This is a genomic window from Arthrobacter sp. JB02-1C (assembly GCF_057748045.1).
Window position 1 is genome coordinate 2,353,757 of the sequence record NZ_CM173235.1, and the last position, 15,876, is coordinate 2,369,632.

16 protein-coding genes are annotated in these 15,876 nt (G+C 68.2%); 10 read left to right on the plus strand and 6 right to left on the minus strand.

Going from position 1 to position 15,876, the window contains the following annotated elements; all coding sequences use genetic code 11:
- Positions 1-6 precede the first annotated feature (6 nt).
- Together metX and AC3ANP_RS11085 are read left to right on the plus strand one after the other, a co-directional pair.
- A complete protein-coding gene (gene metX, locus AC3ANP_RS11080) occupies positions 7-1,146 on the plus strand; it encodes a homoserine O-acetyltransferase MetX (RefSeq protein WP_488330237.1) in 1,140 nt (379 codons plus the stop codon).
- 206 nt (positions 1,147-1,352) lie between these two features.
- Entirely contained in the window at positions 1,353-2,735 is a 1,383-nt protein-coding gene (locus AC3ANP_RS11085) for an MFS transporter (RefSeq protein ID WP_488330238.1), read from the plus strand.
- A gap of 123 nt (positions 2,736-2,858) precedes the next feature.
- On the opposite strand, the gene AC3ANP_RS11090 is transcribed toward AC3ANP_RS11085, so the two are convergent.
- A complete protein-coding gene (locus AC3ANP_RS11090; RefSeq protein ID WP_488330239.1) occupies positions 2,859-3,611 on the minus strand; it encodes an AfsR/SARP family transcriptional regulator in 753 nt (250 codons plus the stop codon).
- A 64-nt stretch (positions 3,612-3,675) separates the two neighbouring features.
- On the opposite strand from AC3ANP_RS11090, the gene AC3ANP_RS11095 reads away from it, so the two are divergent.
- Entirely contained in the window at positions 3,676-3,834 is a 159-nt protein-coding gene (locus AC3ANP_RS11095; RefSeq protein ID WP_488330240.1) for a DUF1059 domain-containing protein, read from the plus strand.
- 76 nt (positions 3,835-3,910) lie between these two features.
- Positions 3,911-4,726, plus strand: a complete 816-nt coding sequence (locus AC3ANP_RS11100) for a sulfurtransferase (RefSeq protein WP_488330241.1) — start codon at positions 3,911-3,913, stop codon at positions 4,724-4,726.
- Between the two features lie 46 nt (positions 4,727-4,772).
- On the opposite strand, the gene AC3ANP_RS11105 is transcribed toward AC3ANP_RS11100, so the two are convergent.
- Positions 4,773-5,678, minus strand: a complete 906-nt coding sequence (locus AC3ANP_RS11105) for a LysR family transcriptional regulator (RefSeq protein WP_488330242.1) — start codon at positions 5,676-5,678, stop codon at positions 4,773-4,775.
- A 148-nt stretch (positions 5,679-5,826) separates the two neighbouring features.
- Here AC3ANP_RS11105 and mmsB point away from each other — a divergent pair, with 148 nt between their 5' ends.
- Positions 5,827-6,729: a 3-hydroxyisobutyrate dehydrogenase gene (gene mmsB / locus AC3ANP_RS11110; RefSeq protein ID WP_488330243.1), complete on the plus strand. Its 903-nt coding sequence runs from the start codon at positions 5,827-5,829 to the stop codon at positions 6,727-6,729.
- Positions 6,730-6,760: 31 nt separating this feature from the next.
- A complete protein-coding gene (locus AC3ANP_RS11115) occupies positions 6,761-8,245 on the plus strand; it encodes a CoA-acylating methylmalonate-semialdehyde dehydrogenase (RefSeq protein WP_488330244.1) in 1,485 nt (494 codons plus the stop codon).
- Positions 8,246-8,347: 102 nt separating this feature from the next.
- Here the strand turns inward: AC3ANP_RS11115 and AC3ANP_RS11120 are convergent, their stop codons facing one another.
- Together AC3ANP_RS11120 and AC3ANP_RS11125 are read right to left on the minus strand one after the other, a co-directional pair.
- On the minus strand, positions 8,348-8,842 hold the full coding sequence (locus AC3ANP_RS11120; RefSeq protein ID WP_488330245.1) for a hypothetical protein: 495 nt from the start codon (positions 8,840-8,842) through the stop codon (positions 8,348-8,350).
- Between the two features lie 34 nt (positions 8,843-8,876).
- Positions 8,877-9,758 (minus strand): SGNH/GDSL hydrolase family protein, encoded by an 882-nt coding sequence (locus AC3ANP_RS11125; protein ID WP_488330246.1) that lies wholly within the window; start codon positions 9,756-9,758, stop codon positions 8,877-8,879.
- A 70-nt stretch (positions 9,759-9,828) separates the two neighbouring features.
- On the opposite strand from AC3ANP_RS11125, the gene AC3ANP_RS11130 reads away from it, so the two are divergent.
- Positions 9,829-10,491: an alpha/beta hydrolase gene (locus AC3ANP_RS11130; protein WP_488330247.1), complete on the plus strand. Its 663-nt coding sequence runs from the start codon at positions 9,829-9,831 to the stop codon at positions 10,489-10,491.
- Positions 10,492-10,536: 45 nt separating this feature from the next.
- On the opposite strand, the gene AC3ANP_RS11135 is transcribed toward AC3ANP_RS11130, so the two are convergent.
- Positions 10,537-10,773 carry an RNA-binding S4 domain-containing protein gene (locus AC3ANP_RS11135; RefSeq protein WP_488330248.1) on the minus strand — a complete coding sequence of 79 codons (237 nt, stop codon included), beginning with the start codon at positions 10,771-10,773 and terminating at the stop codon, positions 10,537-10,539.
- 33 nt (positions 10,774-10,806) lie between these two features.
- Between AC3ANP_RS11135 and AC3ANP_RS11140 the strand changes: the two genes are divergently transcribed.
- From AC3ANP_RS11140 to AC3ANP_RS11150, 3 genes are all read left to right on the plus strand, one after another.
- On the plus strand, positions 10,807-11,787 hold the full coding sequence (locus AC3ANP_RS11140) for a DMT family transporter (protein WP_488330249.1): 981 nt from the start codon (positions 10,807-10,809) through the stop codon (positions 11,785-11,787).
- 123 nt (positions 11,788-11,910) lie between these two features.
- The gene (locus AC3ANP_RS11145; RefSeq protein WP_488330250.1) at positions 11,911-13,296 is read left to right on the plus strand and encodes a glycine--tRNA ligase; all 1,386 of its coding nucleotides are present in this window, start codon (positions 11,911-11,913) and stop codon (positions 13,294-13,296) included.
- 2 nt (positions 13,297-13,298) lie between these two features.
- Entirely contained in the window at positions 13,299-14,306 is a 1,008-nt protein-coding gene (locus tag AC3ANP_RS11150; RefSeq protein WP_488330251.1) for a GNAT family N-acetyltransferase, read from the plus strand.
- Positions 14,307-14,392: 86 nt separating this feature from the next.
- On the opposite strand, the gene AC3ANP_RS11155 is transcribed toward AC3ANP_RS11150, so the two are convergent.
- On the minus strand, positions 14,393-15,841 hold the full coding sequence (locus AC3ANP_RS11155) for a short-chain fatty acid transporter (RefSeq protein ID WP_488330252.1): 1,449 nt from the start codon (positions 15,839-15,841) through the stop codon (positions 14,393-14,395).
- Positions 15,842-15,876 lie beyond the last annotated feature (35 nt).

The following is a 15,876-nucleotide window of genomic DNA, read 5'->3' on the forward strand; positions in this document are numbered from 1 at the left end:
CTGCACATGACGATTGCCGCCACCCGTACGGGTGCCTCAACCCACCCCGCCCACGCCGCCGTTCCGGACGGAACCCTGCGGTACCTGCGGATCGGCGACCTGGACCTGGAATCCGGCGCCACCCTGCCGGACGCCACCCTCGCCTACGAGACCTGGGGAACCCTCAACGCGGACGCCTCCAATGCCGTGCTGATCGAACATGCCCTGACCGGGGACACGCATGTCACCCGCGGCGCCGGCGCAGAACCGGGCTGGTGGGAGCAGTTGGCCGGCCCCGGCGCCCCGGTGGACACCGACCGCTTCTTTGTGGTCTCGATCAACATCCTGGGCGGCTGCTACGGCTCGACAGGACCCTCGACGCCGGCCCCGGACGGCCGTCCGTGGGGCTCGCGCTTCCCGTTGGTCACCCTGCGGGACAGCACCGCAGCCGAAGCCCGGCTCGCCGACGCGCTCGGAATCGAGAACTGGCACGCGGTGCTGGGCGGTTCCCTCGGCGGCGCGCGTGCCCTCGAGTGGGCTGTCAGCCACCCGGACCGGGTCCGGCGCTGCGCGGTGATAGCGGTCGGCGCCCGCAGCACCGCCGAGCAGATCGCCTTCGCCCAGGCCCAGACCCTGGCCATCCGGCAGGACCCGAATTTTAACGGCGGTGACTACTACGGAGGCACCGAGCCCCATGCCGGCCTGGCGCTGGCGCGCCGGATCGCCCACATCACCTACCGGTCCGCGGCCGAACTCGACGGCCGGTTCGGGCGCAATGCCCAGACCGACGAGACGCCCCTGACGGCCGGTTCGCTGGCCGGCCGCGGCCGCTACCAGGTGGAGAGCTACCTTGACCACCAGGGCAACAAGCTGGTGCGCCGGTTCGATGCCAACAGCTACATCGCCATTACCGAAGCCCTGATGAGCCACGATGTCAGCCGCGGCCGCGGCACCCTTGAGCAGGCGCTCTCCCGCACCACGGCCGAGTTCCTGGTCGCGGCCGTCGACTCGGACCGGCTCTACTTCCCGGCGCAGTCCCAGGAACTCGCCGGGGCCCTGCCCGGCAATGTGCCGGTGCAGCTGATCCGGGCTCCCATCGGCCACGACGGCTTCCTGACCGAGATCGGCCAGCTCGGCGGGCACCTGCGGGGCAACTTCTTCGCCTGACTTCTTTGCCTGGCTCTTTCGCCTGGCTTTTCCGCCAGATCGGGTGGGGGCGGCGCGGCCTGTGCATTTTTGCAGATGTGCTCTGCGGGAATGGTCGTTGAGCCTTCCGCGGCGGCAGTCCATACTCGTGGAGGATATCGCTGTGTGCCACACCACACACACCTCAGGTTCACAGGATGTCGACGGAGACATCGAAGGAGTCCCACATGAGTACGGAAAACACCGCCATACGGCGAACAGAAGAGCCCGACGTCAAGTCCTCGGGCCTGAAGAAGGTAGTTGCGGCCTCGATGGCCGGCACGGTGGTTGAGTGGTACGAGTTCTTCCTCTACGCCTCTGCCGCCACCCTGGTCTTCGGCAAGATGTTCTTCCCCAACTCCGGCACGGAGCTGGACGGAATCTTGGCCGCCTTCCTGACCTATGCGGTGGGCTTCGTGGCCAGGCCGATCGGCGGCATCGTCTTTGGCCACTTCGGTGACAAGTTCGGCCGCAAGCAGCTCCTGCAGCTGAGCATCATCCTCGTCGGTGTCTCCACCTTCCTGATGGGCTGCCTGCCGAGCTTTGCCCAGATCGGCTACTGGGCACCGGCCCTGCTGGTATTCCTGCGCTTCGCCCAGGGCTTCGCCGTCGGCGGTGAGTGGGGCGGCGCCGTGCTGCTGGTCGCCGAGCACAGCCCCAGCAAGTCCCGCGGCTTCTGGTCCAGCTGGCCGCAGTCCGCCGTCCCGATGGGCAACCTGCTCGCCACCGGCGTGCTCTTCATCCTGTCCTCCGTGCTGCCCGCTGCGGACTTCCTCAGCTGGGGCTGGCGGGTCGCGTTCTGGCTGTCCGCGGTGATCGTGCTGATCGGCTACTACATCCGTACCAAGGTCCAGGACGCCCCGATCTTCCTGGAGGCCCGCAAGGAGGTTGAAGAGGGGCAGAAGGGTTACGGCGTCGCCGAGGTCTTCCGCCGTTACCCCCGCGGCGTGTTCACCGCCATGGGCCTGCGGTTCGCGGAGAACATCCTGTACTACCTGGTGGTCACCTTCTCCATCACCTACCTCAAGACCGTGGTCCACGCCGACACCGCCCGGATCCTGCTGCTGCTGCTCATTGCGCACGCGATCCACTTTGTCGCCGTCCCGCTCGTCGGCCGGCTTTCGGACCGGTTCGGCCGCCGCCCGGTCTACATGGCCGGTGCCGTGCTCGGCGCCACCTGGGGCTTCTTCGCCTTCCCGATGATGGACACCGGGAACGATTTCATCATCCTGGCCGCCGTCATCATCGGCTTGCTCTTCCACTCGCTGATGTACGCCGGGCAGCCGGCCATCATGGCCGAAATGTTCCCCACCCGGATGCGCTACTCCGGCGTGTCGCTGGGCTACCAGGTGACCTCGATCGTGGCAGGCTCGCTGGCCCCGATCATTGCCGTCGCACTGCTGGGCCAGTTCAAGTCCTCGGTCCCGGTGGCTATCTACCTGCTGATCGCCTGCGTGATCACCATGGTGGCGGTGTACTTCCTCAAGGAAACCCGCGGGATCTCGCTGCACGACGTCGACGCCGCCGACGCGCAGGGCACTGCCGACCTGCTCGCCGCCGGCAAGAAGTAGCCAGCCCCACCAGCACCACTGCTGCCCGTGTCCGCGATCCGCGGACACGGGCAGCCGTCGTTTCCGGCGTCGGCACGGCGGTCCCCGACCTGGCCCTGAAAACCATGGAGGCCTTTCCGGAGCTCAGATCTGTTCGAGGAGCTGTTGGTAGAGCGCCCGGGTCCCCGGGCTGGGCGAAACACCAAGCTGGTCGCGGAGAAGGCCGGCTAGCTGGCCGTACACGGCCAGCGCCTCGGCTACGTTGTCCTGGGCGGCGAGAGCCCGCATCAGGTAGCGATGGCCGCTTTCGCGCAGCGGATCCAGGTCGATAAGCCGGCGACCCGCGCGGAGCGCACCGACGAGTTCAGCGCCGCCGATGCCGAGCTCGGCGGCGGCGTAACACTCCAGGGATCGCAGGCGGATCTCGGCCAGCTGGTCTCTGGTCTGGTCGATCCAATCCGCATCCTCGCCAGGCAGGAATCCGCGGTCGGCGACGAACAACGCGACCAGAGCCGGCCCCCACGCACGGGTCCAGTCCTTCTGAGCCACGGCGGACTCGGCGCGGTGGATTGCCTCCACGGCGGCCTCGAGGTCGATCCACACGTCGGGGAGGTGAAGCTGGACGGTGACGCGACCATGCACAGCGTCCGGGCCCATGACGTGGCGAAGCTTGGAGATCAGCGGGTTCAGGCGCGCGTCATTCCCGGCGGGATCGGGGCTGCGCCACAACGCCTCGATGAGCTCGTCGCGGGGCACCTGACGGTGCCGGTTGACGACGAGGTAGGTGAACACCAGGCGTCCCTGACGGCCGGGCAGGTCGTGATCGAGCCTCAACCCGTTCCGCTCCACAACCAGCGGCCCGCAGATCTGCAGACGCAGCGCTGACTGCACGCTCATGACACCATGATCCCATGGACCGCCATCGTTCCGGGGAGGGTCCTACCAGTTGCGGGAGGTCGTTATGGCTAAGCTCATCCGATGTGAATGCGGGTTCGTCGTCCGCGGCGACACCGACGAGGAAGTGATCGGGGCGATCCGCGGCCACATCGCCAGCGACCACCCGGCGCTCCTGCGATCGGTCGGTCGCGAGGATCTGCTGGGGTGGATCCAGACCGAATAGGCCGACCGGCCCGGCGCCAAGGTATCGCCAACTTTGGGCCAACCTTGCGCCAATGACAAGCGGGCAGACTGTGGACATGCTCATCGAACCCATCTGGCTGGCGAATCATCTGTATGACCCTGCGGTCCGCGTTGTCGAAGTGGACGTGTCCGCGGCCGCCTACAATCAATGGCACATCGACGGCGCGGTACTGTGGAACGTCTACGCAGACCTCAAAGACGACCGGTACCGCCCGGTCGGCAGAGAAGCCGTCGAACAGCTATTGGCCCGGTCCGGCATCGGCCCCGCGTCGACGGTCGTGTGCTACGGCTACGCCCCGGCACTCGGCTATTGGCTGCTCAAGCTGTACGGTCACGCCGATGTCCGCATCCTGAACTGCTCCCGCGATGCCTGGCGCGCCGAGGGACATCCCTACGGCACGTCACCGATCCCGGTGGAGGCCGCCCCGTACCAGCTCACCGAACGGAACCCGTTGCTGTTCGCCGACATGCCGGCCGTGCGGGCAGCCATCGGCCGCGCTGGAACAACTCTTCTGGATGTCCGCTCCGGGCCCGAATACGCCGGTGAGCGGTTCTGGCCATCCGGCGGAATGCAGCCGGGAGGGCGCGCCGGGCACATCCCTACCGCCGTCCACCGGCCGTTCGGCGATCTCTACGACCAGAAAGGCGCGTTCCGCCCGGCCGACGAGCTGCGCCGGGCGATGCCCGTGCCGGAGCTCGAAGGCGAGGACGAGCTGATCACGTACTGCACCATCGGCGGCCGCGCGGCTACCGCGTGGTACGTGCTCACCGAAATTCTCGGACGCGGCCGTGTCCGGGTCTACGACGGATCCTGGGCCGAATGGGGTCTTCGTCCCGACTCCCCGGTCGAGACCGCCCACCTCACCACATGACTGCCCCGGTGCGACACTGCGGCGATGAACAACGCCATCGACTGGCTCAGCCCGTCAGCAGGTCCTGGCGTTCGGAGATCTCCCGCCGGATGGTGGCCAGCACCGCCTGGACCTGCGCCGAGCGCAGCGATTCGGCCCGCGCCACCGCCCAGATCGGCAGCTGCCGCTGGAAGTCGTCGGGCAGGACCGGCAGGAAGCCGGGCTTGCCGACCACCATGAAGTTGGGCAGCAGGCCGATGCCTGCCGCCCGGCTCACCGCCTCGAGCTGGGCGAAGATGCTGGTGGCCTGGAAGCTGGAACGCGGCACCGGAAGCTGGGTGGAGCGGTGGCCCAGCTCGGCTACCTGCAGCGCAGACTCCACGTAGGAGACGAAGCCGTGCCGCTGGACGTCGTCAAGCGTTTCCGGCAGCCCGTGGCTGAGCGCGTACTGCGGGCTCGCGTACAGCCTGAGGAAGTAATTGGCCAGGAAGATGGTCTGCGCGTTGCTGACGTCCAGGTTGCCCACCACCACCTCGAGGTCCACCCCCGAGCGGTTCTGGCTGACCTTGCGGGTGGCGCTGAGCATCTCCACGTTCAGCAACGGATGCTCCTGCTGCAGCCGGACCAGCGCGGGGGTGACGAATTCCGCGCCGAAGCCGTCCGGCGTGCTGATCCGGACCAGGCCGGAAAGTACGTCCTGGCGCCGGGCGATCCGGCCGGACAGTGCGCCAAGGGTCGCCTCGATCTCTTCGGCCGCGGCCACTGCCTGCGAGCCAAGTTCGGTCAGCTCCCAGCCGTGCGGGCTGCGCCCCAGGGTGCGGCCGCCGAGCTGCTTGTCCAGGGCCAGGATCCGGCGCGAAATCGTGGTGTGCGTCGTTCCCAGGGTCTCGGCAACGGCGTTGAACCGGCCCAGCCGGGCCACTGTCAGCAGGATCAGCAGGTCATCCGGACTGGCCAGCCGCTTCCGGTCCACCACAGGCGCTCCCCTCGATGTGCATTGCTGCACATGGCATCTTTACTTTTTCCCCTTGAATGCACTGTAACAGGATGTGATGGTAGACACGTCGGGCCGGCACCGGGCCGCATCGAATTCAGCAGAACTAAGCAAAGGAGCTTAAGCCATGGCAGTTGTCGCCTGGATCGGACTGGGAAACATGGGCGGGTTCATGTCGGTGAACCTGGTTAAGGCCGGACACGAAGTCCGCGGCTTCGACCTCAACCCCGAGGCCGTCGCTGCCGCCGAAGCCGGCGGGGTCAAGGCCGCCGGCAGCATCGCCGACGCCGTGCAGGGCGCCGACGTCGTCTTCACCATGCTGCCCAAGGGTGAGCACGCCCGTGCCGTGTACCTCGGCGAGGACGGGGTCCTGGCCCACGCCGACACCAAGACCCTGCTGGTCGATTCCTCGACGATCGACATTGCCTCCGCCCAGGCCCTGCACGACGCCGCCGCAGCAGCCGGGTTCCGCTTTGTTGACGCGCCCGTCTCCGGCGGGATCAGCGGCGCCGAGGCCGCCACCCTGACCTTCATGATCGGCGGGGAGTCCGGCGCCGTCGCCGACGCCACCGAATACATCCGCCCGATGGCCGCCAACATCATCCCCACCGGCGGCCCCACCACCGGGCAGGCCGCCAAAATCTGCAACAACCTGATGCTCTTCATCAACCTCGCCTCCACGGCCGAAGGCGCGGTGCTCGCGGACCGGCTGGGCCTGGACAAGCAGGTCTTCTGGGACATCGCCTCGGTCTCCTCCGGCGACAGCTGGGCGCTGCGCACCTGGTACCCGGTGGCCGGGGTGGTCCCCACCGCCGCCTCCAACAACGACTTCGCGCCCACCTTCACCGCCGAACTCGCCAACAAGGACATCGGCCTGGCCATCAGCGCCGCCCGGGACACCGGCACCCCCCTGGAAATCGGCGAGCATGTCCAGCAGCTCTTCCAACGCCTCATCGACGGCGGCCAGTCCGGCAAGGACTGCTCCGCAATCGTCAAACTGGTCGACGGCTCCTTCGAACCCGCCAACTAGCCCGCCACCTCGCTTAGAAAGAGACCTTCCCATGGAACGCATCCCGCACTTCATCAACGGCGCCCTGGTATCCGACGCCGAACGCTACGGCCCCGTCTTCAACCCCGCCACCGGCGCACAGGAGAAGGAAGTGGCGCTCGCCTCGGCGTCACGCGTCGAGGAAGCCATCGCCGCCGCCCGCGCCGCGCTGCCGGGCTGGCGCGCCACCAGCCTGGCCAAGCGCACCACCATCTTCTTCCGGGTCCGCGAACTGCTGATGCAGCGCCGCCCCGAGCTCGCCGCCCTGCTGACCAGCGAACACGGCAAGGTCCTCTCCGACGCCGAGGGCGAGATCACCCGCGGCCTGGAAAACATCGAATTCGCCACCGGCCTGTCCCACATGCTCAAGGGCGAACGCTCCGAGCAGGTGTCCAGCGGCGTCGACGTCCACTCGGTCCGCCAGCCGGTCGGCGTCGTCGCCTGCATCACGCCGTTCAACTTCCCGGCCATGGTGCCGCTGTGGATGATCGGCAGCGCCCTGGCCTGCGGCAACACGGTCCTGCTCAAGCCCAGCGAAAAAGACCCCTCCTCGGCCGTGTTCATCGCCCAGGTCTTCGCCGAGGCCGGCCTGCCCGCCGGCGTCCTGAACGTGGTCCACGGGGACAAGGAAGCCGTCGACGTCCTGCTGGAACACCCGGACGTGAAGGCCGTCAGCTTTGTCGGGTCCACCCCGATCGCCCAGTCGATCTACAAGCGCGCCGCGGACAACGGCAAGCGCGTCCAGGCCCTCGGCGGGGCCAAGAACCACATGGTGGTGCTGCCGGATGCCGACCTGGACATGGCCGCCGACGCCGCTGTTTCGGCCGCCTACGGCTCCGCGGGGGAGCGCTGCATGGCGGTCAGCGTCCTGGTGGCGGTCGGGAACATCGCGGACGACCTCGTGGAGGCGATCAGGACCCGGATGGCGACCCTGACGATCGGCCCCGGCACTGACCCTGCCTCCCAGATGGGACCGCTGATCACTGCCGAACACCGCGACAAGGTTGCTTCCTACGTCGCCGGCGCCGCAGACGAGGGCGCCTCCGTGGTGGTGGACGGCCGCGCCCAGCAGTTCGACTCCGACGGGTTCTTCATCGGCGTCAGCCTGATCGATAACGTCAAGCCGGGCATGAAGGTCTACGACGACGAGATCTTCGGGCCGGTGCTATCGGTGGTCCGCGTCGGAAGCTACGCGGACGCGGTGCAGCTGGTCAACGACAACGAGTTCGGCAACGGGGTCGCGATCTTCACCCGCGACGGCGGTGCCGCCCGGCAGTTCGAATTCGACGTCGAGGCCGGCATGGTGGGAGTCAACGTGCCGATCCCGGTGCCCGTGGGAACCTTCTCCTTCGGTGGCTGGAAGAACTCGCTCTTCGGCGACACGCACATGTACGGCCCGGAGAGCATCAAGTTCTACACCCGCGGCAAGGTGGTCACCACGCGCTGGCCGGATCCGTCCACCTCGGTGATCGACCTGGGCTTCCCGCAGGTCGACTAGGCGGAGCCCCCCCGACAACAGCAACGCGGGGTCACTTACGGCCTATCCACGAGTGGAGTATGGACGGTAAGTGACCCCGCGTTGCTTATCGGGTCAGGGGTGTCAGCCCTTCATGATCTCCGCGCGCTGGGCCATGTAATCCTCCATCGCGAGCTCGCCGTTGCTGAACTTCTGGTCCAGCTCGGCGAGCCTGCGGGCGCGGTAGCCCTGCGGCCCGGACGAGGACGGCAGGTCCGGGGCCGCCGGCGTCCCGGGCTGCTGCCGGGGCGCCTGCGGCGGCCCGTACTGCGGCGGATTGTTCAGGTACTCCGGGCTGTCCTCATACGGGACGGGGTACTGGCTGCCGGGCTGGCCCGGGTAGGGGTTCGCCGGCGGCTGCGGCGCGCCGAGCTGGCCGAAGCCGCCATAGTAGTCCCGCTGGGTGAACCCGTCCCGGGGCTGGTTGCTCTGCTGGCCCGGGAAGCCGCCGGGTAACTGCCCGGGGAACCCGCCCGTCATCCCCGGATCCTGGCTCCGTGCCCGCTGTGAGGTGCGGTACCAGCGCCTCGCTGCCGGCACCACCACCGACAAGACGATGATCAAGAAGAAAATACTCACGGTACCGCGCCTCTCAGAAGGGTGTCCTTCCAGCTTAACGCGAACGGTCCGCCGAGTCGCCCGCGCCGGGCGGGCCCTCGCCGGAACCAAGCGGGACGCCGGGGCCGAAGACCGGGCCGGCCAGCGGACGCTTGGCCGTGATGCCGTCGCCGGAGGAGCGGTGCCGCAGGCGCCGGACCACCCATGGAACGAAATGCTCACGGGCCCAGATCAGGTCGCCGGTGCGGGCCTCCCGCCAGCTGCGCTGCGGCAGCGGTTTGGGGGAGAGCGGCTCCAGGGTGTGCTGCACGTTCAAGGAGTCCAGCACCATCGCCGCGATCGTGTGATGGCCCAGCGGCGAGAAGTGCAGCCGGTCAGCATCCCACATCTGCGGATCGTTAAGCTGACGCAACGACCACATGTCCGCGATGATCGCGTCGTGGCGGGCAGCCACGGTGCGCAGGTTCTCGTTGTAGATGGCCACCTTGCTGCGGATCCGGCCCAGCACGGTGGAACCCGTGTCCGGGCCGTTGAACAGGACCACGGTGGCGCCGCCCAGGCTCAGGATCTGGACCACCGAGTCCAACCGCTCGGCGAGGACGTCGGGGTCGCCGCCGGGCCGGATCAGGTCGTTCCCGCCCGCGGACAGCGTTACGAGGTCCGGCTTCAGGGACAGGCAGTGGGCCAGTTGCTGGTCCACGATCTGCTGCAGCAGCCTGCCCCTGACGGCAAGATTGGCGTAGGCAAAGTCCCCGTGGCCGCGGCTCAGTTCCTCCGCCACCCGGTCCGCCCAGCCGCGGTGCCCGCCCGGGCTGGCCGGCTCGGGGTCGCCGATGCCTTCGGTGAAGGAATCGCCCATCGCGACGTACCGGGTCCAGGGGTGGTTGAGGGTGCGGTCCGGCGTCTCCACCGGGTATTCTGTTTCGCTCACCTTCATATCCTGCCCTTTCCCGGCAAAGCCGCGCCACCGCAACGGGTGACCCACAGGTAACTGTAAGAATGGAGCCATGACTGAAGCTGATGCCTTCCCCAGTACCTTCCCGGCCCCCGTTGTGCTGTGGTCCCGGCCCGAAGAAGCCCGCGCCGGCAAGCCGCTGCTGGTGCTGCTGCACGGCTACGGCGCCAACGAACAGGACCTGCTCAGCCTGGCGGACCTGCTGCCGGAAGAGTTCGTCGTCGCCGCCCTGCGCGCCCCGCTTCCGGCCGGGCCGGGCTTCACCTGGTTCCCGCTGACGGCGTCCATCGACTATTCGCTCGACGCCGTCAAGCACGCCGCCGCCTACGCCCAGCACTGGATCGACTCGGTCCGGGGCAACCACCCTTCCGTGACCCTGCTCGGGTTCTCGATGGGAATGGCCCTGGCCACGACGCTGCTGCGCCAGCGGCCGGACGGCTACGCCGCCGTCGTGGGGCTCTCAGGCTTTGTCGTCGACGCCGGCGGCGACCCGGCTTTCCGCGACGCGGAGCTGGACGGCACGGTCCCCATGTTCTGGGGGCGGGACCAGCAGGACCCCGTGATCACGCCGGACAAAATCGAGTTCACCATGGGCTGGGTGCGCAGCCACGTGAAGCTCACCAAGGTGCTCTACACCGGCATGTGGCACGGCATCAACCAGCAGGAGATCGGCCACGTGGGCGAGTTCCTCAGCCACGAGGTGCTCAGCGCCTGACAGCACTGCTCCGCCGGCACCTGCCCGGACCCGTGGTCACTGCAGCTAGGCTCGCCCCGGTGCCGAAATCCGCACGGTCCGGCCGTTCACGGTGACGGTGTCGCCGTCGTGCAGCTGCCGGCCGCGGCGCTCGTCAATCTGGCCGTTGACCTTCACGAGCCCGTTCTTGATCAGTTCCGCAGCCTCCACCCCGTCCTCCACCAGGCTGGCCAGCTTCAGCAGCTGCCCCAGCCGGATCATGTCGTCGCGGATGGGGATGTCTTCAATTTCCTGCTTGCTCATACCAGCAATAATGCCTGACCAAAGGTGGCACCAATGACCCACGCACCGCGGCTTCCGCTGCTGCCCGGCCTCCTGCTGGCGGTGGCGGCCGGGCTGTTCGTCCCGGTCCAGGGCCGGATCAACGGCGCCCTGGGAACAGTCCTGGCCGACGGCCTCGCCGCGGCGGTGGTGAGCTTCAGCACCGGCCTGGTCCTGATGATCGCCATCACCCTCGTGCTACCCAAGGGGCGCGAGGGGCTGGCGCGCGTCCTGCCGGCCCTGCGGGAACGCCGCTTCCCGCGCTACTACGTGCTGGCCGGCGGCATTGGCGCGTTCTTCGTCTTCGCCCAGTCCTTCACGGTCGGGCTGCTCGGCGTTGCCTTGTTCACCGTCGCCGCCGTCACCGGCCAAACCCTCAGCGGACTGCTGGTGGACCGGATGGGCATCGGCCCGGCGGGGAAGAAATCCATCACGGGCATCAGGGTGCTCGGCAGCGTGCTGACCGTCGCCGCCGTGGCGTGGGCGGTTTCGCCGCGCTTCGATGGCAGCGCCGCGGGCGGCGCGTCCGGGCCGCTGCAACTGCTGCTGCCGGTGCTCCTGCCGGTCCTCGCAGGATTCCTGATGAGCTTCCAGCAGGCCATGAACGGCACCGCCACGATGCACTACGGCACCCCGATCACCGCCACCCTGGTCAACTTCATCGCCGGCGGCATCGTGCTCTGGCTCGCCTGGCTGATCAAACTGGCCGTTGCCGGCCCCGGCCAAGCCCTCCCCGGCGACTGGTGGTACTACCTCGGCGGACCGATGGGCTGCGTGTTCATCGCCGTCGCGGCCTTCCTGGTCCGCAGCCTGGGGGTCCTGGTCACCGGGCTCGGCATGATCGCCGGGCAGCTGCTGGGGTCCCTGGGCCTGGACCTGGTCCTGCCGGCGCCGGGCACGATCATCGCCCTGCCCACGGTCTTGGGCACCCTGCTGACCCTGGCCGCCATTGTGCTGGCCAGCCTGCCCTGGTCCCGGGGCGCCTTCAGGCGGTAACGGCCCCGGGTAGGCTTGGACATTGCATCACACCGTTCGCACCACCCCGCCCGGCAACCAGCCGGTGTCGCGGGGCTGACAGCACGGACCGCACCCAGCGGCCCTGTAGAAATTGGAGTTCCCATGGCAGCAAAATCCGTACTCGACCAGATCATTTCCCTCGCCAAGCGACGGGGGTTCGTCTTCCAGGCCGGTGAAATTTACGGTGGCTCCCGTTCTGCCTGGGACTATGGGCCCCTCGGTGCCGAGCTGAAGGAGAACATCAAGCGCCAGTGGTGGCAGTCCGTGGTCCGCGGCCGCGACGACGTCGTCGGCCTCGACTCCTCGGTGATCCTGCCCCGCCAGGTCTGGGAAGCCTCGGGCCACGTCGAGGTCTTCTCCGACCCGCTGGTGGAGTGCCTGTCCTGCCACAAGCGCTACCGTGCGGACCACCTCGAGGAAGAGTACGAGGAGAAGAAGGGCCGCCCGGCCGAGAACGGCCTCAAGGACATCGCCTGCGCCAACTGCGGCACCCGCGGCCAGTGGACCGAGCCGCAGGAATTCTCCGGCCTGCTCAAAACGTACCTGGGCCCGGTCGCGAGCGAAGAGGGCCTGCATTACCTGCGCCCGGAAACCGCCCAGGGCATCTTCGTGAACTTCAGCAACGTGCTGACCACCTCGCGGAAGAAGCCGCCGTTCGGCATCGGCCAGATCGGCAAGTCCTTCCGCAACGAGATCACCCCAGGCAACTTCATCTTCCGCACCCGCGAGTTCGAGCAGATGGAAATGGAATTCTTCGTCGAGCCCGGCACGGACGAGCAGTGGCACCAGTACTGGATGAAGGAACGCATGGCCTGGTACACCGGCCTGGGGATCCGCGAGGAAAACCTGCGCTTCTTCGAGCACCCGCTGGAGAAGCTCAGCCACTACTCCAAGGGCACCACGGACATCGAGTACCGCTTCGGCTTCTCCGGCTCGGAGTGGGGCGAGCTCGAGGGCATCGCCAACCGCACCGACTTCGATCTGTCCACGCACTCGAAAGCCTCCGGCCAGGACCTGAGCTACTTCAACCAGGCCACGAACGAGCGCTACACCCCGTACGTGATCGAACCCGCCGCCGGTCTCACCCGGTCCTTCATGGCGTTCATGATCGACGCCTACACCGAGGACGAGGCACCCAACGCCAAGGGCGGCGTCGACGTCCGCACGGTGCTCAAGCTTGACCCGAGGCTGGCCCCGGTCAAGGCGGCCGTGCTTCCGCTGAGCCGGAACGAGGACCTCTCCCCGAAGGCGAAGGATCTTGCCGCGCAGCTGCGGAAGAACTGGAACATCGAATTCGACGACGCCGGCGCGATCGGCCGCCGCTACCGCCGCCAGGACGAAATCGGCACGCCGTTCTGCATCACGGTGGACTTCGACACCCTCGATGACCATGCCGTCACCATCCGCGAACGCGACACCATGAGCCAGGACCGGGTGTCCCTGGACAAGGTGGAGGGCTACCTGGCCGCACGGCTGATCGGCGCCTGAGCATGACCATCGCATACCGGGAATGGCGCGACGGCGACGACCTGGCGCTGCTGGAAATCTGGGGCGGCCCGGAGACGGACCAGGCCCGGCAGTTCCGTGCCGCGCTCGCCGTCTCCGGCAACAGTCCCTGGCGCCGCTGCATCGTGGCGGAGGACGTGGTGGACGGCGCCGCCATCCCGGTGGCCGCCGGTGTGGTCCACGAGGCCTCCCTGCATCCGGAACGCCTCTGGGCCTACGTTGAGGTCGCCCGCGACCACCGCCGGACCGGTATCGGCTCCACGCTGCTGGCCATGCTCCGGCACGAAGCGGAGCATTCGCCGTCGGGCGTGACCCGGCTGCGGACCAAGGTCGAACCCGGCACGCCCGGCGCCGCCTTCGCCGAGGCCGCCGGCCTATCCCCGATCCAGCGGTCCCGCCTCGTGGTCGTCGAACCCGGCGCCCTGAAGCTGCCGGTCTTCGGCGACGGCTCCGAGGCGGCCGCCTCGGAGCAGGTGGAGGACCTGGCCACGGGCTCGGTGGAACTGAGCGACGTCGTTGGCCGCTACTACACCGCGGTGCACGGGTGGGACAGCCCCGGCGAACTCAGCATCGCCACCGTGCAGCGGCTCTTTCTGGACGACCTCAGCGGCGCCCACGGGGCCATTGTGCTGCGCGCGCCCAAGGCCAGCGCTTTTGGTGCGGGCGTGCCGGCGAGCAAGAAGGGCCGGCTGCAGGCGTTCGCGGTCAGCTACGCCCAGGGCGGCCCGGAAATGGGCGGCCCGGAAGATGGCCACGCCACCAAGGCCGGCGAACCCTCGGACGTGTTCCTCGGCCACGAGCCCGGACTGTCCGCGGAGGAGGCCCGCGCCGCGGTCCGGGACCTGCTGGCCCTGATTGCGTACCAGTACCCGGTGCTGCTGGAACTTGACGATTCAATGGCGGCCCTGTGCGCCGTCGTCGAGCCGCTGCTGGAGAGCGGCACGGCGCGGCTCGCCGGCGCGGAAACCCTGGTGCTCTCCGACCCCGCCTGACACCGGGCCCGAGACATCAAAAAACCACCCCGCCGCCGTTGACTGCACCGGCTGGCAGGGTGGTTTTTTGCGCCTGTGCGCCGCGCCTACTTGCCGGCCGGCATCACCGGCGGGACGAAGTCGAAGGTCATGCCGAGCAGCCAGACCAGCAGCAGCACTACCGGCAGGTGGAAGATGAACTGCAGGAAGGTGAAGCCCACCAGGTCCCGGGCCCGCAGCTTCAGCACCGCGAGGAGCGGGAGCATGAAGAAGGGGTTGACCAGGTTGGGCAGCGCTTCGGCGATGTTGTAGATCTGCACCGTCCAGCCCAGGTTCATCTGGACATCGGTGGCCGACTGCATCACGTACGGCGCCTCCACCAGCCATTTGCCGCCGCCGGAAGGAACCAGCAGGCCCAGCACGGCCGTGTACAGCGCAATCACGACGGCGAACCCGCCACCGCTGCCGATCTCCGAGAAGAACCCGGCCAGGTGCGCGGAGATGGTCATGCCGCCGTTGCCCGTGGCCTTGGTCAGGATCGCCGCCATCGCGGCGTAGAGCGGGAACTGCACCAGGATGCCCGCGGTGGCCGGGACCGCCTTGGTGACGGCCTGCAGGAAGTTGCGCGGCGTGCCGTGCAGCACCAGCCCGAGGATGAGGAAGACCAGCAGGTACCCGTTGAGGCTGCTCACCACGGTCAGGAACGGCTTGGTCAGGAACTGGGACACCAGCCAGCCCAGGGTCAGGATCCCGGCCAGGACCGGCAGGATCCTGCTGTATTCGAGCCACTCGCCCGGGCGGGACCGCGGCGCCGGCTCGCTGGGTTCGTCGTCGAGGTCGACGCCGAGATCTTCAGCGGTGCGGATCGAGCCGCCCTGCGGGGCGGAGAAATGCGCGATCACGGTGGTCAGCAGCATGAGGATGGCCAGGGTCAGCAGCGACTGCCAGGTGAAGATCGTGGTGCCGAAGTCCAGGATGCCGGTGATCTTCAGCAGCGCCGGCGGCAGCGAGGCGGGGGTCGCCTGCAACTGCGCGGCGGAGGAGGACAGGCCCAGGGCCCAGACGGCGCCCAGGCCCATAAAGGCGGCCGCGCCCAGGGCGCGGTAATCCACGGTGAGGTCCTTCCGGCGGGCGATAGCCCGGGCCAGCAGGCCGCCGAAGATCAGGCTCAGCCCCCAGTTGAGGAACGAGACGGACATGGACATCAGGGCCACGAAGCTCACGGCGGTGCGGGCCGTGGACGGGACCATGGCCAGCCGGTTGATCAGCCGGGCCACGGGCGGGGACGTCGCCACGACGTAGCCGGTGAGCACCACCATCGCCATCTGCAGCGTGAAGGCCGTCAGGTCCCAGAAGCCGTTGCCGAAGGAGTCCGCGATGGACTGTGGCGAAGCACCGATCGCCAGCGCGGCCAGGGCGATGATGATGACGCCGGCGAGGGCGAAGATGTAGGCGTCGGGGAACCACTTTTCGGTCCATGCCGCCATGCGTTGGGCGACCCGGGCGAGACCACGCTCTTCACCGGTGCCGCGCTTGTTCAGGACTGTGTTTGCCACAGAGTTGTACCTCTCCATCGAGTGCTGAATTGCTC